This window comes from Moritella sp. PE36 (assembly GCF_000170855.1).
Classification (GTDB): Bacteria; Pseudomonadota; Gammaproteobacteria; order Enterobacterales; family Moritellaceae; genus Moritella.
Genome location: NZ_ABCQ01000007.1, coordinates 121,856 through 143,225 on the forward strand (window position 1 = coordinate 121,856; position 21,370 = coordinate 143,225).

At 39.5% G+C, this 21,370-nt stretch carries 22 protein-coding genes, 1 tRNA gene and 1 rRNA gene; 12 read left to right on the forward strand and 12 right to left on the reverse strand.

The annotated features are described in order from the left end of the window. Positions 1-40: 40 nt before the first annotated feature. Together PE36_RS06790 and ung are read right to left on the reverse strand one after the other, a co-directional pair. Entirely contained in the window at positions 41-622 is a 582-nt protein-coding gene (locus tag PE36_RS06790; RefSeq protein ID WP_006031234.1) for a hemerythrin domain-containing protein, read from the reverse strand. Between the two features lie 129 nt (positions 623-751). After that, positions 752-1,432 carry a uracil-DNA glycosylase gene (gene ung, locus PE36_RS06795; protein WP_006031235.1) on the reverse strand — a complete coding sequence of 227 codons (681 nt, stop codon included), beginning with the start codon at positions 1,430-1,432 and terminating at the stop codon, positions 752-754. Between the two features lie 121 nt (positions 1,433-1,553). Here ung and nfo point away from each other — a divergent pair, with 121 nt between their 5' ends. Next, a complete protein-coding gene (gene nfo / locus PE36_RS06800; protein ID WP_006031236.1) occupies positions 1,554-2,402 on the forward strand; it encodes a deoxyribonuclease IV in 849 nt (282 codons plus the stop codon). A gap of 117 nt (positions 2,403-2,519) precedes the next feature. Further along, positions 2,520-3,263, forward strand: a complete 744-nt coding sequence (locus tag PE36_RS06805) for a methylenetetrahydrofolate reductase (RefSeq protein WP_006031237.1) — start codon at positions 2,520-2,522, stop codon at positions 3,261-3,263. A gap of 60 nt (positions 3,264-3,323) precedes the next feature. Here the strand turns inward: PE36_RS06805 and PE36_RS06810 are convergent, their stop codons facing one another. Both PE36_RS06810 and PE36_RS06815 read right to left on the reverse strand, forming a co-directional pair. Continuing rightward, positions 3,324-3,788, reverse strand: coding sequence for a phasin family protein (locus PE36_RS06810; protein ID WP_006031238.1), 465 nt, complete (start codon positions 3,786-3,788; stop codon positions 3,324-3,326). Between the two features lie 161 nt (positions 3,789-3,949). Continuing rightward, the gene (locus PE36_RS06815) at positions 3,950-4,624 is read right to left on the reverse strand and encodes an alpha/beta hydrolase (RefSeq protein WP_006031239.1); all 675 of its coding nucleotides are present in this window, start codon (positions 4,622-4,624) and stop codon (positions 3,950-3,952) included. 179 nt (positions 4,625-4,803) lie between these two features. On the opposite strand from PE36_RS06815, the gene PE36_RS06820 reads away from it, so the two are divergent. Further along, entirely contained in the window at positions 4,804-5,253 is a 450-nt protein-coding gene (locus PE36_RS06820) for a DUF3010 family protein (protein ID WP_232286541.1), read from the forward strand. A gap of 67 nt (positions 5,254-5,320) precedes the next feature. Here PE36_RS06820 and PE36_RS06825 read toward each other — a convergent pair whose 3' ends face one another. The 4 genes from PE36_RS06825 to trpR all read right to left on the reverse strand — a co-directional run bounded on the left by PE36_RS06825 (position 5,321) and on the right by trpR (position 8,358). Next, entirely contained in the window at positions 5,321-5,761 is a 441-nt protein-coding gene (locus PE36_RS06825) for a thioesterase family protein (protein ID WP_043994132.1), read from the reverse strand. Positions 5,762-5,793: 32 nt separating this feature from the next. Continuing rightward, a complete protein-coding gene (locus PE36_RS06830; protein ID WP_006031242.1) occupies positions 5,794-6,681 on the reverse strand; it encodes an endonuclease/exonuclease/phosphatase family protein in 888 nt (295 codons plus the stop codon). A gap of 167 nt (positions 6,682-6,848) precedes the next feature. After that, positions 6,849-8,090 carry an aromatic amino acid transport family protein gene (locus PE36_RS06835; protein WP_006031243.1) on the reverse strand — a complete coding sequence of 414 codons (1,242 nt, stop codon included), beginning with the start codon at positions 8,088-8,090 and terminating at the stop codon, positions 6,849-6,851. A 4-nt stretch (positions 8,091-8,094) separates the two neighbouring features. Continuing rightward, complete coding sequence (gene trpR / locus PE36_RS06840) at positions 8,095-8,358, reverse strand: trp operon repressor (RefSeq protein WP_043994145.1); 264 nt, start codon at positions 8,356-8,358, stop codon at positions 8,095-8,097. Positions 8,359-8,679: 321 nt separating this feature from the next. On the opposite strand from trpR, the gene PE36_RS06845 reads away from it, so the two are divergent. Next, a complete protein-coding gene (locus PE36_RS06845; RefSeq protein WP_006031245.1) occupies positions 8,680-9,438 on the forward strand; it encodes a helix-turn-helix domain-containing protein in 759 nt (252 codons plus the stop codon). A gap of 92 nt (positions 9,439-9,530) precedes the next feature. Here PE36_RS06845 and PE36_RS06850 read toward each other — a convergent pair whose 3' ends face one another. Beyond that, positions 9,531-10,853: an OmpP1/FadL family transporter gene (locus PE36_RS06850; protein WP_006031246.1), complete on the reverse strand. Its 1,323-nt coding sequence runs from the start codon at positions 10,851-10,853 to the stop codon at positions 9,531-9,533. Between the two features lie 331 nt (positions 10,854-11,184). On the opposite strand from PE36_RS06850, the gene PE36_RS06855 reads away from it, so the two are divergent. From PE36_RS06855 to PE36_RS06880, 6 genes are all read left to right on the forward strand, one after another. Further along, a complete protein-coding gene (locus PE36_RS06855) occupies positions 11,185-11,715 on the forward strand; it encodes an NUDIX hydrolase (protein ID WP_006031247.1) in 531 nt (176 codons plus the stop codon). Positions 11,716-11,814: 99 nt separating this feature from the next. Continuing rightward, the gene (locus tag PE36_RS06860) at positions 11,815-13,314 is read left to right on the forward strand and encodes an FMN-binding glutamate synthase family protein (RefSeq protein WP_006031248.1); all 1,500 of its coding nucleotides are present in this window, start codon (positions 11,815-11,817) and stop codon (positions 13,312-13,314) included. Between the two features lie 163 nt (positions 13,315-13,477). Beyond that, positions 13,478-13,981, forward strand: coding sequence for a hypothetical protein (locus tag PE36_RS06865; RefSeq protein ID WP_006031249.1), 504 nt, complete (start codon positions 13,478-13,480; stop codon positions 13,979-13,981). Between the two features lie 77 nt (positions 13,982-14,058). Beyond that, positions 14,059-14,493, forward strand: a complete 435-nt coding sequence (locus PE36_RS06870; RefSeq protein WP_043994134.1) for an Rrf2 family transcriptional regulator — start codon at positions 14,059-14,061, stop codon at positions 14,491-14,493. A 231-nt stretch (positions 14,494-14,724) separates the two neighbouring features. Then, positions 14,725-15,207 carry an SRPBCC family protein gene (locus PE36_RS06875; protein ID WP_006031251.1) on the forward strand — a complete coding sequence of 161 codons (483 nt, stop codon included), beginning with the start codon at positions 14,725-14,727 and terminating at the stop codon, positions 15,205-15,207. A gap of 438 nt (positions 15,208-15,645) precedes the next feature. Further along, the gene (locus tag PE36_RS06880; protein WP_006031252.1) at positions 15,646-17,031 is read left to right on the forward strand and encodes a sodium-dependent transporter; all 1,386 of its coding nucleotides are present in this window, start codon (positions 15,646-15,648) and stop codon (positions 17,029-17,031) included. A gap of 78 nt (positions 17,032-17,109) precedes the next feature. On the opposite strand, the gene PE36_RS06885 is transcribed toward PE36_RS06880, so the two are convergent. Further along, positions 17,110-18,300: a hypothetical protein gene (locus PE36_RS06885; protein WP_006031253.1), complete on the reverse strand. Its 1,191-nt coding sequence runs from the start codon at positions 18,298-18,300 to the stop codon at positions 17,110-17,112. Between the two features lie 212 nt (positions 18,301-18,512). On the opposite strand from PE36_RS06885, the gene PE36_RS06890 reads away from it, so the two are divergent. After that, positions 18,513-19,142 (forward strand): LysE family translocator, encoded by a 630-nt coding sequence (locus tag PE36_RS06890; RefSeq protein ID WP_006031254.1) that lies wholly within the window; start codon positions 18,513-18,515, stop codon positions 19,140-19,142. A gap of 129 nt (positions 19,143-19,271) precedes the next feature. Next, positions 19,272-20,705: an FAD-dependent oxidoreductase gene (locus PE36_RS06895; protein WP_043994149.1), complete on the forward strand. Its 1,434-nt coding sequence runs from the start codon at positions 19,272-19,274 to the stop codon at positions 20,703-20,705. Positions 20,706-21,012: 307 nt separating this feature from the next. Here PE36_RS06895 and PE36_RS06900 read toward each other — a convergent pair. Continuing rightward, positions 21,013-21,089: transfer RNA gene (locus PE36_RS06900), tRNA-Asp, on the reverse strand. Positions 21,090-21,147: 58 nt separating this feature from the next. Then, positions 21,148-21,263, reverse strand: a 5S ribosomal RNA gene (gene rrf, locus PE36_RS06905). Positions 21,264-21,370: the final 107 nt, after the last annotated feature.

The following is a 21,370-nucleotide window of genomic DNA, read 5'->3' on the forward strand; positions in this document are numbered from 1 at the left end:
TAATGCGAGAGATACCTATACAACAGCAAGGTTATACCCTTTATACTAAGCAGAGATCCTCTTTTGCCTCACCAATAAATCCAGCGGTAACGATACGCTGTGTTAATTGCTCATAAGCATCATTAAACACAGCAATGGCTTGTGCATCTTGCAAATCGCCATTTTTCCACAAATGCTCAATATGACACCAATCATCTGGGGTGAATTTCTCAGCCATTAGTGGCATTACCACATTGGTTTCATATTGAATATGGGCACGCTGTTTGTCTACAAACCCGCGCAACTGTACTGCAAGTGCATCAAATGGCATAACAGAATCAAGTTGGATCATATTTAATGAATGCGAAAGTTCACGGCTAAGGAAGTTTAAGCTTTGGTGCTCACTGGCGAGACGGTTCGGCATATCAGCATCTTCAACATAATGCTCAAGATAATACGCATAGATCAAATCTTCTTTCGGATGATGGTAACGGTCAATGTAGTTACGTAAATAATGAACAATATCATCCATTAATTTAAAATTAACACCCTGCTGTTCAGATTCGAGTTCAGCTAGCTGCTCAGTTAGTACATTTAACAGTAACTCTACTTGTTCATGATCTTTTGTTATGAGAGATAACATATAAACTCCAATTTGAAATTATCTCTCACTACCTTATACCCATATAGTGTTAGTTACTTTGATCGAGTTCAATTTTCACCTATAAAGGTATAATTGCAAAAGGTGTCATGATCTTCAGTTCAGCCGATATTATATTAGCCGATCAACAGTACTCACTTGCCAATTAATGGCTGTTTGTTGGCGAGTTTGTAAACGGCTATTAATAGCAGAAAAATGTTGGCAACCAAAGAAACCACGACTTGCAGACAAAGGGGATGGATGCACCCCCTCTAAAACGTGATGTCGGCTGCGATCAATATGGCGGCCTTTTTTCTTGGCGTGATTCCCCCATAATACAAAAATAATCTCTTCATCTTGCTGGTTTAGCAGTTCAACGACATGGTCAGTGAACGTCTCCCAACCCGATTTGGCATGGGAATGGGCTTTTGCTTGCTCTACCGTTAGCACTGTATTTAACATTAAAATACCCTGTTGTGCCCACTCGATTAAATAACCGTGGTCAGGCGCTGCAAAGCCGTCAATATCAGTACTCAGTTCTTTATACATATTACGTAATGAAGGTGGGATCTTAATACCCGGCAATACTGAGAAACATAAACCATGCGCTTGTTCTGGTCCATGGTACGGGTCTTGCCCTAAAATCACCACTTTTACATCTTTTAACGGGGTTAATGAAAACGCTTCAAATACATCAGCCTCTTTAGGAAAAATGACTTTTCCTACCGCTCTTTCAGCAGTAAGGAAGTTTTGTAATTCTAAATAATACGGTTGTTGCTGCTCGTGCAACAAAAATTCTGACCAAGTTTTCATTTATAAATCCTAAAGATTAGCATTGCCAAAGACCTAATTTTATCGTAAAAAGCTCCCTTTAAAACTATTTTGTCGTTAAATTGACTAAAAATGACGAATACTCAACGTAAGGGAGCAAAAAATGACTAAGTTTATTGGTGCACACGTATCAGCAGCAGGCGGTGTGTGGAATGCCCCTAAAAACGCCCACGATCTAGGAGCAACCGCATTTGCGCTATTTACCAAAAACCAACGTCGTTGGGATGCAAAAGCACTGAGCCCAGATGATATTCGTAAGTTTAAAGCCAATTGTAAACGTTACAATTTTACCTCAGCACAAATTTTGCCACATGATTCTTACTTGATTAACCTTGGCCACCCAGAAATGGCAGCATTAGAAAAATCACGTAATGCCTTTTATGATGAAATGCACCGTTGTGAGCAATTAGGTTTAACCTTACTTAACTTCCACCCGGGCAGTCATTTAAAAAAGATATCGGAATCAGAAAGTCTCAAGCTGGTAGCCGAATCAATTAACCTGGCGCTGGAAAAATCAACGTCAGTTAAAGCCGTCATTGAAAACACCGCAGGTCAAGGTACTAACTTAGGTTACCGTTTTGAACATCTTGCCGAGATCATTGAACAAGTAGAAGATAAGAGTCGTGTTGGTGTGTGTATCGATACCTGCCACACCTTTGTGGCTGGATATGATTTACGTACTTTTACAGCCTGTGAAAAAACCTTTAATGATTTTTCCAGCATTGTCGGCTTTGAGTACCTCGCAGGTATGCATATTAATGACAGTAAAGTCGACCTAGGCACAAAAGTTGATCGCCATCACAGCTTAGGGCAAGGTTTTATTGGTGACGATGCCTTTAAATTTATCATGCAGGATGAACGCTTTAATGGTATACCTATGGTATTGGAAACAATAGACGATACTATTTGGGCTGATGAAATTGCTTGGTTACAGCAGTTAGCCGCTAAATAAGTAAGATATAGTAATACAAATTATATCAATAATTGGTAAAGCCCAAACACGCGGAGTCGAGTTTGGGTATTAAAAGGATTATCGACGAGGACTGTTGATAATAAAAAGGGATGTAATTTGAAATACTCGATAGAGCTTGTACCCCGTTCATGGGAAACCTTAAATACTGAAGCTGAAGAAGTTAGCCAATTTAGCCAAATTAATACGCTAAATATTCCCGACTTACTGCGCTTTGATGTTCGTAGCTGGGATGCTTGCGATCGCCTACAAGATAAATTCGATGAGGTGATCCCTCATCTTCGCGCTATCGATTTTGATCTGAGAAACGGCTTTCCATTAACCGATTTTTTCCGTCATAGTAAGATCAATTCAGTACTCGTTGTCGAAGGCGATCCGCCGCAAGATATTTCACACCGAACCTATCGCAATACCTCATGTGAACTTATCCGTATTATCAAAAAAGAACTACCTTATATGAAAGTGTACGCGGCGATCGATCAATATCGAACCAGCATGCGTAAAGAACTCGATTATATTCACGACAAACTTGATGCGGGTGTTGATGGCTTTTTCACGCAACCATTTTTTGATTTAAAATTTCTCGATGTATACATGGACATGCTGCAAGGTACAGAAGTATTTTGGGGCCTAAGTCCGATCCACAGCGAGACCAGTAAATCGTACTGGGAAAATAAAAACGATGTGGTTTTTCCAAGTGATTTCGAACCGACAAAAGAATGGAATATTAAGTTTGGCCGAGCCATGATCAAAAAGGTGCAAGCCAAAGATGATAATGTCTACTTTATGCCAATCAGAGCCAACGCTAGTGAATACCTTGATAAATTACTCGCCGAAGATTAATCTGATTACAGTGTCACCATAACAACATAAATAAACCACTTTTAACAATATCTAAGTGGTTTATTTTTTATCTGTTAGCTCAGCCAGTAACGCATCAAGCTTATCATTTAATTGATTTATTTTATCACTTTCAATGCCGGTGAATTTAGTACAGGTCCGTTGGATCAACTTTTCTAATCCGTGCAAAGATATATGTTCAGCCGTCGAATGCAACTTAAACGCGTTATCCACCTTTTCGCCTTGACGTAAAAGATCTTCAAAAAACATTGACGATTTTTCACCCGCAATATTGAGTCCCTCAATACTATTACTATAGGCACCGAGTCCAGCTAACCAGATCTGCCGTACAAAGTTCATTTTGGCCGCTAACGTCACCTCAACAGCAGCACTATCGATGCCTTCTGGCGATTCAATGCCTTCGAGTGATTCAATATCTGGATTGTTAATAGCAATGAAATTATCAATTATCACATTATTATTAACAACATCATTATTATTTGAATTGCAGTTTTCATTCTGGCGCATTGTTAAATCTTATCAACGATACTAGGAACTATTAAGCATAGATGTAATAGCCATAAATGAGAGCATAACTTGTATCACTGTGATCCTAATAACAAATTTATCACGAAATAAAATACCTATATCGATAAAATAAGCGCATCTTAAATCGCGTAAACTTCGAGTTAACCATCCATGTTAATCGTTAAAAACTGCTTTATATGTTGAGATATGTCATTTAATTGTTGTGGTGTAACCGTATGCTCTGCCGGATAACGACTATAATCGGGTTCATAACCCAGAGCTTCTAAATATTTTACCGCATCGAGTCCAAGGGACTCTGCGACAACCGGATCAGCACTGCCGTGATAAATATGCACCGGTAACGCGAGATTATTTTGATGCGGCTCAATGGTTTTAGCTGTCGCAAAATAGCTCGACATAACCATCAATCCAGCTAATGGCTTAGCAAAGGTTAATGCACTTTGATACGCAACCGCACCACCTTGAGAAAAACCAGCAACAATGATCCGCTCACTCTCAATGCCTCGGTCGATCTCGCGTTGGATCAATTGTTGTACTTGCTCAACACTGGTCATCAAACCAGACATATCAATTTTTCGCTCTAACGTCATCTCTAAAATGTCATACCAAGCCGGCATTTTATAGCCATTATTAATGGTGACCTTGATTTCTGGAGCATGCGGAAAGACATAGCGAACTTGATGCTCAACAGGAAGCGAGATCATCGGGACTACGGGGGCAAAGTCATGGCCGTTAGCGCCCAGTCCATGTAACCAGATAACACTGGCGTTTGCAGCTTGCTTAGGTTCAATTTCAACACAAGGTAAATATGTCATTCTGTTTCCTTACAATTAAGTTGTTTATATACCCAGCTACTTCGAAATACAGCATTTTGAAGTAGCTTAGGTATAAGGATACCATCGTATAAATTCACAACGAAACAACGATAACCATGTTAACTGACAATAAAGTGGTTATAATAGCGAAGTTATCTTTATTTATGGTGAGTTATTTAATGAAAATTTGTAGTGTTGAACTAGCAGGCAATGAAGTAAATCTATGTTTCCTATCTTTAAAAGACGGGATTTTTGAACTTATTGAATGCCGTAAAAGAAAAATTACCTTAGCAAGTTCAACTGAAGCGTATCAAATGCGTCAGTTTCATAAAGAATTTGCCCAACTAATGCAAGATTATAAAATTGAACACGTAGTGATCAAAGAACGTCTAACTAAAGGTAAATTTAGTGGTAGTTCAACAAGTTTCAAAGCAGAAGCGGCGATCCAACTGGTAGATAGCGTTGAAGTGAGCATGGTTTCACAAACGTACTACAAACAACTACTACTAGATCACCCGATCTTTGTTGATTTTTCAGAAACCGGTCTGAAAAAATTCCAACAAAATGCATTCACACTTGGTTGCCTATTCTTAAATGAAAAAGCAGCAAACAACGCGATTGAATTATAAAGACATGTTGTAGTGTAATAAGCAGGCTAACTTATATTAGTCTGCTTTTTTTTACTTTAAAATATAGCTAGGCAGTGAATAACGTCGGTTGTAACAATTTAATCTTATCAACAATATCTGCAGGTACCGGCATTTTCTTATGCTTATGGTAATCGACGAATACAATCACCCCTTCACCTTCTGCAACCACACGTTGTAAGTTATTGCTCCAAACCGCATATTTCATAATCAGTTTGTGCTCAGCAAATTCAGATACTGTCGCCCCAATTTGAATGGTATCCGGTGACTTTAATGGCGCTTTAAAACGACAACTCGTCGCCGCTAAAATAGGGCCTATACCGTGTGCTTGCATGTATTCCATTGCTTGTACTTGTTCAAAATAGCCAATCCTGGCTTGTTCAAAGTAGCGAAAATACACGGTATTATTGACGTGACCAAACGCATCCATGTCACCCCAGCGCACAATGTCATCGACAATAACTGGGTACTGCTGTTTAAATTTTTCCATCGATTTTTCCATCTATTTTTTCTTAATAACCATTAAAACAGCGGACCAAATCGCGCAACGATTGGGTTATGGTCAGATGCATCCGTTTCATAAGAAGATGCACTGAGTTGTTGCATGCCTCTAAAATAAAGATCATCAAGGGGATAACCAAATGCCGTTTTACGAACATCGTTTTTATAAACCAATTGTTGCAATTCAACACTCGCCGTCATCGTCTGTAATTGGTGCAAACGCTTATTGGTCCAGGTATTAAAATCGCCCGCCATGATCACGGGACCATCATGTTGACGGATCACAGCAATAACACCTTCTAGCTGTTGATTAAACTCATCGACACCCAAGGTAAAATTAATCATGTGCATGTTTGCGACAAGCAAAGGTTCATCACTGCCTGCCCACGGGTAATAACTAACCAGTGACGATTTAGGAAAACGTAACCAAGGCTCAACTATTGCTTGCTTACAAACAGATATCGGCGCAACGCGGCTTGCCGTTAATACACCCATTGATTGATTGTAAACACTAAAAGCCTCGACTTGTGTCCAGCTTAATTCATGTTGCTGCATAAGTTGATGTAGTAAAAAGCTTAATTTAGCTTCTTGTAATACAATCAAATCATTCTGTTCAATTATCGTCGTTAGCTCGCGACGCCAGTTATCGTCTTCTTGCTTATAAATATTCCAATCTGCAATACTAAACTCTGTAGGCAATTTATTACTTGTGACGGCTATATTTTTTACAAATACCGGACATGTCGCGATAGTATCCGTGACAAAACCGCCTTGTTCGCTATTTATGGATGTCGCGCCTGCAACTTCCCATGAAGAATTTAATTTGGGGATGTCGGCAATATCAAAACAGCCCGACAAGGAGAAAATAAACGTACTAATAATAGCAATGCGAGAAAAGGTATAATTCATATTAAAGTCACGTAATCAAAATATGCCTTATTATACTTAATAAAATATGATTAACTCAAAACTAATCGATCAAATAAACATTATTATCTAAATTAAGGCATATTAATTAGCGAGTTCGCCGTTAATGAACACTCACTAACGGCAATACACTGATGACCAGGCTCAAGTTATGCTAGCAACCCCATCATAGATAATACTTGGAAACTAACAACGCAAACCGCAAACACTAATACTGCAGCCATACGAGCATGACCACCCGAAACTAGGAAATCAGTCGCTGGTAAATGTTTACGCGCCTGAAAGGCTAGCGCAACCGGGGTAAACAAGGCAAATACCGCTGCCGCAAATCCAGCGTAACCAATCGCGTAGATAAATCCATTTGGCAATAATACCCCACCAATCATTGGCGGTACAAACGTCACTAACGCCGTTTTACTACGACCCGATAAGGTGTCATCAAGTTTCAGTAGGTCGGTTAAGAAATCAAACAAACCGAGTGCCACACCCAAGAATGATGTCGCAACAGCAAAGTTAGCAAATAATTGTAAGGTCACCGCAAGTGTCGCGCCTGAACCAGTAGACTCTAACGCCGAAACTAATGCACCCATGTTACCGCCTTGTGCAATAACACTGGCAAAGCCATCACGACCAATAACAGTAAAGCTGGCTAACAACCAGATTAAGTAGATAGCAAGTGCTAACAAACTACCGTAACGGATTGAATTAACAACTTTCGAACTGTCTTTGTTATAATATTTAACCAAACTGGGGATATTAGAATGAAAGCCAAAACACACCATTAACGAAGGAATTGCTGCCCAGCTATACGGTAGTCTTTCCGTCATTTCAGCAAACGGCTGTAATAAAGAAAGGTTTGCGCCACTCAATAAGCTATAAATGGCAATACTAAAGGTGATTACCATGCCACCCAACATCGCCGAGGTAAAACGATCTACGGCTTTAGTACTAAAACTCACGATCAAACCCAGTAATACCGCAAACACAAAACTGGCAACGGACTGGTCAATATCAATACCCAGACCTGACTGCAAACTGTGTCCCAGCATTGAGCCTCCGCCCGAAATGTAGGCATAAACTAAGATGTAACTCACGAACAGCACCGATAAACCGTTAAGTATACGTAATGATGTGGGTAATAAAGCTTTCGTCATCGAATCAAAATTAACCCCACGTTTAAATTTTTGATTCGCCTCAAGTAAGTAAAGTGCCGAACTGTACATGCAATACCAAGACACACACAAAAACAATACCGCCCAACCAAACCACATATTTGATGTTAATACCGGTAAAGAAAACATACCGGCACCAATACTGGTCCCCGTAATGATGAATACGCCGCCGAGAGAGGATGGTTGAACTTCTTGATTGGCTGTCATGACTTCAGACATATACCTACTTCCTAATTAATAATGTTTGTAATAATTGTTTTTCTTTATCACTCATGGCTTTCAAATTATTGGAACCGCGAGTGATCGTGGCAATACTGATATTGTGTATTCTTGCTATTTCACGCTGCGACTTCTCAGCAAGCAATAGTTCTTTATAAACCAAAGTGCGCGCATTAATAGCGTTTAATTCTTCTGGTGACAGTAACAAAGGGAGCATTAGGGAAACGTCTTCCTCACCCGATATATTTAGAAGTAACTCTTTAAACATAACCAATTTACCTGCACTTAAACTGTAATGGCGTAATAGTACAGCATTACACACTATCCTATCAAGTTAATTATGCTATCTCGGTAATTAGCGTCGCATTATATATTCAACAATATATAAAATAAATTGCACAAATTTACACCTAGAGATAGAATATTAAATAATATTTTATTCTTATATAAATAGATTAATTACTCTAGGTGCATAAATGATTTGGTTATCAATACAAGCAATTAAAATTCTGATTGTTTTAACTCTTTTAGCTAAACATAAAATTGAGCAACGATATAACAACTAACGCTTTAGTACCAAGGACAATAAATGTTTAAGAAAGAAGGTTTTGGCTCTAAATTACGTCAGGTACGCAAAGATAATAAACTGTCTCAGTTTGACTTCGTATCACAGTTGGCCAATGCACATAAAGAGTTTACCGGTCTGTCACAGACCACATTATCGCTCTGGGAAAATGGTAAACGTGAACCGTCTTTTTTACGCCGTATCGCTATCGCACGCTTTTTTGCTGAAGGTTATGAGATGAGCGAGCAAGAGAAAAAGTTCGTCAGTAAAACCAAAGCCACTGAAGTTGGCGCCAGACCGTCTTTCTATCCTGTGAGTATTACGGATATTGTTATTATTGATTATTCTCGTCTATCCGAAAAACAAGCCGATGTTGTAAGCAAGGGTCACGAGCACTTTTATAATGAAGCCCTAGCAGAAACAATGAGCGCGTTCCCAGAGTCGTATTATTCGGTCAGTTTACTGATGAATGAGAATGCGATCGTCGGTCATTACATTGCGAGCAACGCTGGGATTATCGTGTCTTTTTGTTTCATTGATAATAGTGTGGCGATTAAGATGGTGTTAGATTTAGACGGTAAGTTTACGTCAGTTGTACTGCCAACGCGCACGCCTGCCATCGCCTCATTCTTTCAAGACTTACACTTTGAACCTTACCCTACGGCATCGCGGGTTAAGTTTTATAAGGGCTGCTTAAGAGACCTTTACAACAACCCTTTCTTTAAAGACTTGCTGAACAACAATGCGGATCTGGTGCGTTTTAGTAAAGCGCAGAAGGGTTAAGCTAACAGACTAAAAATAAAACCGATATAGCAAAAAATCCCAGCGAAATGAATTAGCTGGGATTTTTCGTTATATCTAAAGATGAACTCAGATTAGAATACCATGTTCATTTGTGCAGAAACGATAATAGCTGTTCCTGTTGAAGTGAACTCTTGTTCACCGCCAAGTTCACTATACTCAGTAAATGAGACTTCATCACCAAAGATATAAGCAGCACCAAGATCTAAGCTCATAGTGTTACTCACAGCATAACTCATGCCTGCAGATATTTGATGGCGAATAGTATCAGGCATTACCACAACGGCTTCACCAGCCTGCTCATCATATGCATAACCCATTCGTAATGTCACCGACTCAGAAACGTATGCAGTTGCACCGACTGCATAGCGCATGCTATCTGAATAATGCAGATCTTTTTGGAAACAAACACCATTTTCAAATGGGTCAAATAAAGGATTCCCACCACTTGCACAACTTTCACTTGTCGCTGTTAACTCTGTTAATGAACTCCACTGAGTCCACATTGCGCTATAGTGTACTGCAAATATATCCGTTAATTTGTGATAACCTGAAATCTCAGCGATGGCTGGTAAAATAATATCAACGGTACCTGTAACCGAACCGTCACCAAGACTAACACCCGGATTAAATACACCTTCAGCATCAAAATCACCTTCAAAGCTCATATCTACAGCAGAACGATAAGTTAACGCTAAGCGGTTATTATCATTAATCGTAAATAATGTACCGATATTCCAACCATGACCTATCGCGTTACCAGACATATCAAAGCTATTGTCAAAACCAGTATTAAACGATTTCTTCATTTTGGCCTGACCAATAACTAAATCGTAACCGACGCCGACACTAAATAAGTCATTCACTTTATAAGCGATGTTAAAACTACTATCAATAGTAATAATACTTGTTGTGCCACCAAGGTCGCCATAAGCAAACTCATCACTCACTTCAGTACCCGTACCATAGTTAGAGAACATGGCAAAGCCAACAGCTACTTTTTCATTCACAGGCATAATTGCTGCAAAACTTGGCACAAATTGGTCTGGGGCATAATCAGATTCTGTCGCACTGATTTTCTCACACGTTTTACCCGGGCCGAAACCTGTACATTTATTTACATCATCATACTCATAATCTGTATTAACATCAGGTGCAATGAAAGCAAGTTGACTTGATACCGTGGTTTTATCAAACATAGTCATCGCAGCAGGGTTTTTAGTCAATACTAAAGCAGTATCAGCGATTGCGCCTTCACCTGCGTTTGCACGGCCTAAACCTGTTGCTGAATGTTCACCAATCTGGAAACCAGCGGCAAGTACAGTTGTAGAAGCCGTGGCTAATACCAGCGCGATAGCGGAACTAACAGTGGAAGTCACTTTAGAATTGCGTTTCATTACAAAAATCCTTTTGTTATTATTTGGTATGCCGCGATGTTAGGATATTGTGACAAGGCGTAATATATCGTTTAGATAAAATTTTTTCTAAACGACATATTCACTCATAAAGTGGGTGTTTTTAACTGAATTAGCGTATTTTAGCGGTATTATCACGACAAGTTATTTAGAGCTTCGACTCTACGTAAGGATTTGAATTAATAAGAAAGATCCTCCTAATTACGGTGAATACGGGGATGAAATTTACCTATTTTAGTGACCAAGTATGAATGTGTTACTATACGCCCTGTTTGAAATCTCATTCAACTATTAAGACAAGAGCCACTTTACAATGATCAACCAAATGCCCATCCTGCGTTCTACTATCCACCCCGATGTAACAGCACCTCGAAATACTGACCAGCGGATCTCAACACGCGGCATTATTACGCAAGGCGAAGAGATCTTATTAATCTTTACTGCGCGCTATCATGATTACAGCTTACCTGGTGGTGGCTTACATGAAGATGAAGACATCATCACCGGTCTAATTCGTGAAGTAGAAGAAGAGACCGGCGCTGAAAATATTAATAACATTGTAGCTTATGGTTGCTACGAAGAACTTCGTCCTTGGTATAAAGGTGGCTTTGACAGTATTAAAATGCTTTCTTATTGCTTTACTTGCGATGCTAACAAACAATTAGGTACACCACGATTAGAAGAAAATGAAATCAAAAATGGCGTGAGCGCACTATGGATCAATATCCACGAAGCGATTGCACACAATCTCGAAGTCATCGCTAGTCACCCAAGAGCAGGCCTGTCAATAGAGCGAGAAACCTATCTATTACAAAAGATTGCCAAAGGTATCGTTAAAAAGTAGTAACTTACCATCATAAGTCGTGATGAAATTGTGATTACTTATGCAATAGCCTTTATTGTATTCTTAACTTAAGGATAGAGTTCAATAAAGGTATAACCTATGCAACCAGAATTTAGATCTCAGATTGATATACTATTATATGGTTTAGATATCATGACTGGCCTTTTCATCTTAATACTCTTTGGTGGAATCATCAGTGTTATCTATATGTACATTGTAGATAAAAGACAAACCAAACAAGCGATCCGACATAACTACCCTGTTATTGGCCGATTTCGATATTTATTTGAAAAACAAGGTGAGTTCTTTCGCCAATACTTTTTCGCTCAAGATCGCGAAGAAATGCCCTTCAACCGGGCTGAACGATCTTGGGTTTACCGTGCAGCAAAAAATGTCGACAGAACAATTGCATTTGGCTCGACACGTAATCTCGATCAAGTCGGTACCATCATGTTCATGAACTGCGCGTTCCCGACACTCGCTGAAGATGCCATCCCACCACAAAAGGTGACGATTGGTCCCAATTGTGCACAACCCTACGCGACAAGCTCTATATTCCATATTTCGGGGATGAGCTACGGCGCAATTTCAAAACCGGCCGTATTAGCATTATCCCATGGCGCAAAAGAAGCCGGTTGTTGGTTAAATACCGGCGAAGGCGGCTTGTCACCTCATCACCTTGCAGGCGGCGCCGATCTGGTTTATCAAATAGGCACAGCAAAATATGGCGTCCGTGATGACAATGGCCAGTTAAGTGATGAAAAACTAAAATCGCTTGCTGAAATCGAACAAATTAAGATGTTCGAAATAAAATTAAGCCAAGGTGCCAAACCTGGAAAAGGTGGGATTTTACCCGGTAAGAAAGTCACAGCTGAAATAGCCGAGATCCGTGGTATTCCCATAGGGGAAGACTCTATTAGTCCAAATGCACACCCTGAAATAAAAAATGTCGGGGATATTCTTGATATGGTCGAGCATATACGCCAAGTGACAGGCAAACCCGTCGGTTTTAAGTTTGTGCTTGGTCACAGCCAATGGCTGGATGATTTACTCACCGAAGTTAATAAACGTGGAGCAAGTTCAGCACCTGATTTTATGACCTTAGATAGTGCTGATGGTGGCACAGGCGCAGCGCCACAACCGCTAATGGATTACGTCGGTTTAACGTTGAAAGAGAGTCTGCCCTTATTGACAAATATTCTAGAAAAATACAACTTACGCAAACAGATTAAAGTCATCGCATCAGGAAAATTAATCACCCCATCCAAAGTAGCCTGGGCATTGGCTGTTGGGGCTGATTTTATTGTTTCTGCTCGAGGCAACATGTTTGCACTCGGTTGTATTCAAGCGCTACAGTGCAACAAGAATACCTGTCCTACCGGGATCACAACACATAACCCTAAATTACAACAAGGATTAGACGTTAAAGACAAAGCGCAACGGGTGGCCAATTATAATAAATATATCCATTACGGCGTGGGCTTAATTGCACATTCTTGCGGAGTCAATGAACCAAGACAATTACGTCGCGACCATGTGCGTGTTGTCACTGAAAATGGCCTTTCTATCGCACTTGATAAACTTTATCCGATAGAATAAACAAGCCATCTAGCTTAGCTTAGACTTTTGTTTTTAATACTTTTTTACCAATCTCAAATCTAAGCTAAAATAACTCGACCTCTTGGTTAATATTTCTAATAGTTCCGCGTATAACTATATCCCTAATAACCGATTTTAACGATCGTCAGGAGAGGGAATCAAAATGAAGCTATTAGTCAAGCAGAATGTGGGGGATATTCATAAAGACCACTTGAAGATTTTAGATAATGTAATCACTTTCTTACAGTACAATATCGATGGCCTCGAATTCCTTCCTTTTAATCTTAATGAAGAACAAGATGATTACCAGCAAGCTTTTCAGCGACAAACTGGGATTATTTTTACACCGGCTAATTACCGCCATTACCGCTTACGCTTATTATCGGTTGTTGATGCGCTGCTTTATATTCATACATCCTCCAATGATAGCGATGCTTATGAACTTTCTTACAATTTAAGTTCGATACACCCTAAACCGGTATTTTTTGCGGTATGGCGTGGCGCCCCAATCAAAAGTCCACTGCTAAAAGAACTCGATCAAGACTACCCTGTTACCTATTGTCAATTCAGTCATCCTAGAGAACTGCTCGAAGGCTTTAAGGTGTTTTTACGAAAATACGGCAAAGAAGTACTAAATAATCATATTGAAAAAGAGTTGGTATCCTGATCTCGGGTAATAAACGTAATTTCTAGATCAATCTGCACATAATTAATTTTACAACAACGCTGGCAATGGTGATAAAAGTGAAGATAACAACTTATACTGATTTTGGCATACGCACATTAATGTATTTATCCACCCTTCCAAAAGGACAACGCTCAAGCTCCGCTGAAGTTGCAGAGGTGTACCAAGCATCACGTAACCATATTGCAAAAGTAATAGCCCACCTTTCCTCACTAAATTATATCGAATCATCTCGAGGAAAAAATGGCGGTATCTGGTTAGCAAAATCAGCGTCAGAAATTAACATTGGGCAACTCGTACGAGCCTTAGAGAACAATTTAAAAGGCTTTGATAATAATACCCAAGACAGCGAATTAGTACCAACTTACCAGTTAAAAAATCTATTACAGACTGGCATCGAAGCTTTTCTTAAAACACTCGACCAATACAGTCTTGCTGATTTACTTGATGAACAGCGTGAATTTGAATCATTATGCTATATGAAACAAGCCTAATCACATGACATACAATGATCATCTATAATAATAGGATAATTATCGGCACCGCTACCATGTAAATTTTCAGCTTCTTGTATTATAAGAATAAAGTGTAAAATTTGCGCCTCATTTTCAACGTATCATTCTTGACAACAACCATTATCTGGGGCAATGTAGCGGCATAAAATACTACTTCGAGGATAGAAACCCTAGAAGTAAACACTATTATGAATAGAAGGGAAATTTGAAATGGCTTTCGACGTAAAAATACAACTAAATAAAAAATTTACTGTACCAGCAGATATCAACACAGTTTATAACCTTTTAGCTGATGTTCCAGCTTCTGCTAGTCATTTTCCTGATCTAATAAACTTGATCGAAGAAGCAGCGAATACTTACCGCTGGGAAATGAAAAAAATTGGCCTAGGTCCTATTCAACTTCAAACCATTTATGCGTGCGAATATACCTGTGATGCCGAAAATAAATCGATTGTTTGGGAACCTCGTGACACGGCAGATAATAGTGCAAAAGTATCAGGCAAATGGATCCTAACTGAAACCAGTACTGGTTGTGATATTAATTTATTAACCGATGCAGTGATTACAATCCCACTACCAAGTCTGGCTGGTATCGGTTTAAAACCTGTTGTTAAAGTTGAATTTGAAACGTTAACAAATACTTATATCAAAAACCTCGCTAAGACATTATCGAAAGTAGCAGCGACAGCTTAATACGAGCGACGAGATGACAAAAAAATAACAATGAACCTGAATTGGGACGCTAACTCAGGTTCATTATTTTACCGTAATTAATGTCCTGTTATTGTCGACTTTGCCGTCGAAAAAACCAAACTCTTATTGAGTTCAATCAGAATTACACTTCTTTTCAAATTATTCCTCGCTTTAGAATGAAAAACAAACAAATAACAGCCCATCCAAGCAAATACAGCACAAAACTGCAATATAAAGCACAAGCTGAAAATATAAGCATTTAATACTAAATATAAACAATTAATTAACATATTTAACTATCAATCATAAAAATAGGAGTGTTAACTAAATAAATAACGACCGTTTTAGAGTTATCATCTAATTAAAGTCCTTATATCGGTGTTTTTATTATGTTATTAGTATGTACATAACTATATGTACACAACCCAGGATGGGAAAATGACAACAAGCACAACAATTGACAACCGCTGGTCTAGCGAATTTAAGTACGTACTTGCAGCAGCGGGCGCCGCTGTAGGTTTAGGTAACCTTTGGAAGTTCCCTTATATTATGGGCGAAAATGGTGGTGGTGCATTCGTACTTGTCTACCTATTTTGTATTCTATTAATTGGTATCCCTGTGATGATGGCAGAGGTAATGATTGGTAAACGGGCTCGTACGTCACCAGCAAATGCGTCAGCAACCATCGCCAAGGAATCAGGCGGTTCAAGGATTTGGTCTCTACTTGGTGCATCTGGCGTTATCGCGGGTTCACTTATCCTAAGTTTCTATATTGTTATTGCAGGTTGGGCAGCCGCTTATATCTTCTTTGGTATCAGTGGCGATTTCTTAGCGACAGCAGGTTCTGAAATATCGCATAAAGATGAAATTGGTGCACTATTCACTGGTTTAATCACAGACACAACACAGTTGATTCTATGGTCTTCAATTACTATCGTTGCCGCCATGTTAGTATTAATTCGTGGTGTTAATGCCGGTCTCGAGAAAGCCGTTACTTACCTAATGCCATCATTGCTTGTCTTATTGCTGATTATCATGGTTTACGCCGCTGCAACAGGTAACTTTGGTGAAGCAGCACAATTCATGTTCTCGCCTGATTTCTCAAAACTATCTATTGATGGTGTATTAACAGCGCTAGGTCATGCATTCTTCACGCTAAGTTTATCATCAGGCATCATGATGGTTTACGGTGCATATATGCCTGAAGGTACGTCAATCGCGAGAACGTCTATCTGGATCGCAGTTATGGATACAGCGGTAGCTCTTATCGCAGGTATGGCTATCTTCCCTATCGTGTTTGCTAATGGTATGGAGCCTTCTGCCGGCCCTGGTCTACTATTCGTGTCATTACCTATCGCGTTTGGTCAAATGCCATTAGGTAGTTTGTTTGGTACGCTATTCTTCATAATGGTGACATTTGCGGCATTCACATCAGTGATCGCACTTCTTGAATCACCAGTAGCTTACTTGAACGAGCGTCTTGGCTTAAGCCGTACTAAAGCAACAATCGGAGCGGGCTGTACTATTTGGGCTCTATCACTACTAACAGTATTCTCACTCAGTGGTGCACCTTGGGCTCAAGATGTTGTTATGGGTCTGAACTTCTTTGATGCGTTAGATAAACTAACAGCAAACATCATGCTACCACTTGCCGGTCTATTTACTGCGCTACTAGTAGGTTGGGTTGTGAATGATAAAATCACTCGTGAAGAGTTTGGTTTATCTGAAGTTGCTTATAAAGCGGTTATGTTCTGCCTACGCTACTTATCACCAGTAGCAATTGCAATCGTATTCTTGCAAGCAGTTGGTCTAATTAGTCTTTAATTAACAAACGTTAAAACTAAAAAAGGCTTCTTATCGAAGCCTTTTTTTATATCTTGGATTTAGTATTAATCCATCAATCTAACCAAAGATAGCTCTCAGTAACTGCACCACTTCTGTTGCACTTTTACCTTTTTCAACTTCAGCAATCATTGAATCACGTTTACTTTGTAAATAAGCAGGTAAGTCAGGTTCAGCCAATAGACGGTCTACCACTTCAGTTGCACTTTCTTTAGTACGCTTTTTACGTACTACACCTGTTGCACGAGTACGGCCTCCAGTTGAAGTACGGACAACCACAGGTTTATTCTTCAATTTTAAATAATTTGATTTATCAGCGAAGTCTTTATCAACAAAAAAGAACAAATCGAATAACACCACGCGGTTATTCCATAGCTCAAGTTCAGTGGTATCTTCCGGTCGTGCTGATTTAAACCAAGGCTGACGATGCAACGCTTCAATAATATCAACCCAATAACGAGAAAAGTCTGTCGGCTTTAATTTCACTAAACCTAAACCTTGGCACAGTGCGTCAACTTTAGATGCAGTCAGTACCATGAATACATCCGGTCGACGCATTGCCAATAAACGCGTTGCAGCAAACAAGCCAGCCTTCGCTTTATCTAATGTCGCGAAAGCGGCAGTATAACGTTTTACAAACTCTTTATAGTCCGCTTCACTCACTTCACCCTCAAGAGGAATCGCAGATAGAGCATCATCAAGTAAAGAGGGAGTATGCTGTAATAACTCATGTAAACCTTTAGCACCACGGGTACTACCGAATAGTTCGACATCAAAATCAAACTTTGCAGGTTCATGTGCTGATAAATGTTTACCAGCAAACGCAAGACGTTCAAGGTCAGACATATCAGCTAATGTGCTGCTACGTAGTGAACCAATGTAATTAAGCAGACGAAGACGCTCAGCTAATGCTTGGCGATCAGCTTGATCAAGTAAAAAGTTCTTCAGAAATGGCCAAGGTGTAATACGAGACGTTTTAACTTGGCGACAAGTGATCGATTTCTCTAATAACAGCAATAATTTTTGTAACGGTTTTTCATGCTTTTCATCAAGCAAATCCATATTTATACCGTAACGCACATAATTATATAACTCATTACACCAACCAAGGAAATCTTCAGGTCGGTTCGTCACTTTAACCGCCATTAAATTCAAGCTTATTTCAGTAACATAATCTACGATTTGATCATACTGTGCAGTTTCAACATCAGATAATCGCATGTCTTGCGGAGAAGTAATAAATTTTATCATTAAAGCGTCATTCCAGTCTAAATACTAAATACAATTACAGAGGCTGTAAGTATAGGCTTAACGATTAATTTTTAAACCTATACTTGGTTAAATTTAAAAATGAATAGCTTGATCAAGTTCACAAAGTTAAAAATGGCTAATTTATATTCATTCAACAATACAGATTGAATGATGATATTATCCAGCGCTATCCCAATAACTAAGTTTACCTAATGTCCGCCATCGATTTACAACTTTTAGCACTTTTTATCCCTACCTTTTTCTTCGTTTCTATTACACCAGGTATGTGTATGACATTGTCGATGACGTTAGGCATGACGATTGGCGTAAAGCGCAGTCTTCACATGATGTGGGGTGAATTATTAGGTGTAGGCTTGGTTGCAATTTCTGCCGTCATTGGCGTGGCAACGATCATGTTGAAATATCCAAGCGCATTTTCAGCCCTTAAATACCTCGGTGGCAGCTATCTTATATATCTTGGTATCCAGATGTGGCGTTCAAAAGGTAAACTAGTCATTTCTGATAGCCAAAGTTCAGAAAGTACGATGAAGCCAATTCAATTAGCTAGCCAAGGTTTTGTGACAGCCATTGCGAATCCAAAAGGTTGGGTCTTTATGATCTCGCTATTACCGCCTTTTATTAATCCCACACAAGCATTAACACCACAATTATCAATACTAGTTGCGATTATTCTGATTACCGAATTTAGTTGTTTATTAATGTATGCCAGTGGTGGACAAACATTGCGTTTATTTTTACAAAAAAATAATAATTTGCGGTTACTGAATAAAATTGCTGGCTCACTGATGATCTTTGTCGGGATCTGGTTAGCAACGGGATAAAGTTCGTGCTAATACGTAAAATTCAGCACCATTTACCAATATAAATACACTTTAACTAAAAATAAGTTTCATTCAGGTATGAATAATTGGCATAATCAATTATCTCATTATTTATACGTTGCGAAGAGAATGATCAAGAACGTACCTTCCACTCTAAAATCAAAACGCATTGCAATTATCGGTGGTGGTATTGCAGGCAGCACGATCGCGCTGCGTTTAGCTGGGTTAGACATTAATGTCACCTTATTTGAAGAAGGTGTTAGCTTAGTTAATGGACCGCCGGTTTGTCATTTACATGCTGGCGGTAATCTTTACCCGGACATTTCTGATGAACAATGTCTTACGCTATTAGAACAATCAATCGCAACAATGAGGGTCTACCCGCATTGCATTAATAAGCGCCCGACCGTGATAGCGATTCCTCAACGCGATGCGAGTAACATAGAAAAATTATTACCACGACTTGAATTACTCACTCAACGTTACAAAGCGTTAATTCAAGCTGATGCAAGCAATAAAGTACTCGGTGAGCCAGATGATTATTATCAGATGTTTACCCGCAATGAGCTCGAGCGATTAAAAAATACTTCACAGCAGTCTGAGATAACGCAATTCTCTGATTGGATGATCCCGCTTGCTAAGACACTTGATTTCGACACTGTTAAATTTCCATTATTGATGGTTCAAGAATACGGCTTAAGTTTATTCCGTATCGCCGCAAGCACAGAGCTTAGCCTGAGCGCCTCAACATCTTGCAACTTGCTGATCAACAATAAAGTGACTAATGTCGCTTACACCGCGGATAAGACTTGGTTAATCACACATACAGAAAACGCTAGCCAAACAACAACCGAAGTTGATTATTTAATTAATGCCTGTGGTTATAGAACGGGCATTATTGATGATATGGCTGATACACCAAAAGAACGTATGGTTGAGTTTAAAGCCGCTTATATTACCCATTGGCAACAAAATGAGCGTTGGCCAGAAGTTGTCTTTCACGGTGAGCGCGGGACACCTGAAGGTATGGCGCAATTAACACCTTACCCTGATGGTTATTTTCAGCTACATGGGATGACTGAGGAGATCACGTTATTTAAAAATGGGTTAGCTAAGAGTACAGATGACAGCGCGCAACCTAAATTAGATAACAGCTTTATCAACAAACTTGTGCAAGGTTGGGATACAGAAGAATCTAATAGTCGAACGCAAAAAGCGATTCAGCATATAAGCCACTTTATTCCGAGCTTTAAAAACGCAACTATTGCAGGCAGACCATTATTTGGTGCGCAGCAAATACCAGGTAATGATGTATCTCTGCGCGCTTATGACGTCTCATTTGAGGGACAACAATATGCACGAGCAGAAATAGTTAAAGCATCGTCAGCACTTACCGTAGCAGATCAAATTATTCATAAATTATTTAATTACTCACATGATCAACTCACTGAGTGCTGGAATGTCAACGCCAGCTTTACCGCGTTATCTGAAAGTGATATTAATAGACTCGCTTGTGAGATTGCTCACGATAGAAACTACCCAACATCACTCGCTAAGATCTGATCAATATAAAGCGCCAAGGATGGCGACTCACCGCACCACACAATCTGTGTTCTACACTTACTGAATTTCAGGTACAAAAAAAACCTGAATCTTTCGATTCAGGCTTTCGTTGTTTGTTGGTAAAGAGAAAGAGCGGACGGCTATCTATAAACCACAACCCGCGCCCCCCGACGTGACAGGCCGCTTGTCTTTATATAAAGAGTCTAACCAACTGAACTACCGCTCCACGCAATCTGTTCGGTACTTTATCACTGAATTTCAGGCACAAAAAAAGCCTGAATCTTTCGATTCAGGCTTTCGTTGTTGTTGGCGGAGTGGACGGGACTCGAACCCGCGACCCCCGGCGTGACAGGCCGGTATTCTAACCAACTGAACTACCACTCCGCACAATCTGTGCTGATAAATATCAGTCTAAATTTTGTGTCTTTCGACATTATTTGGCGCTTGGCGATGCCCTACTCTCACATGGGGAAACCCCACACTACCATCGGCGTTATTACGTTTCACTACTGAGTTCGGAATGGAGTCAGGTGGTACCGCAACACTATGGTCACCAAGCAAATCTGGTTTGCTTTCTATAAGAAAATTAATTTCTATTGTAAATCTGAAAAGCTATAAATAAAGAAGTCTTTAAAACATAAAGTGTTCAATTCTATTCTTAAGTC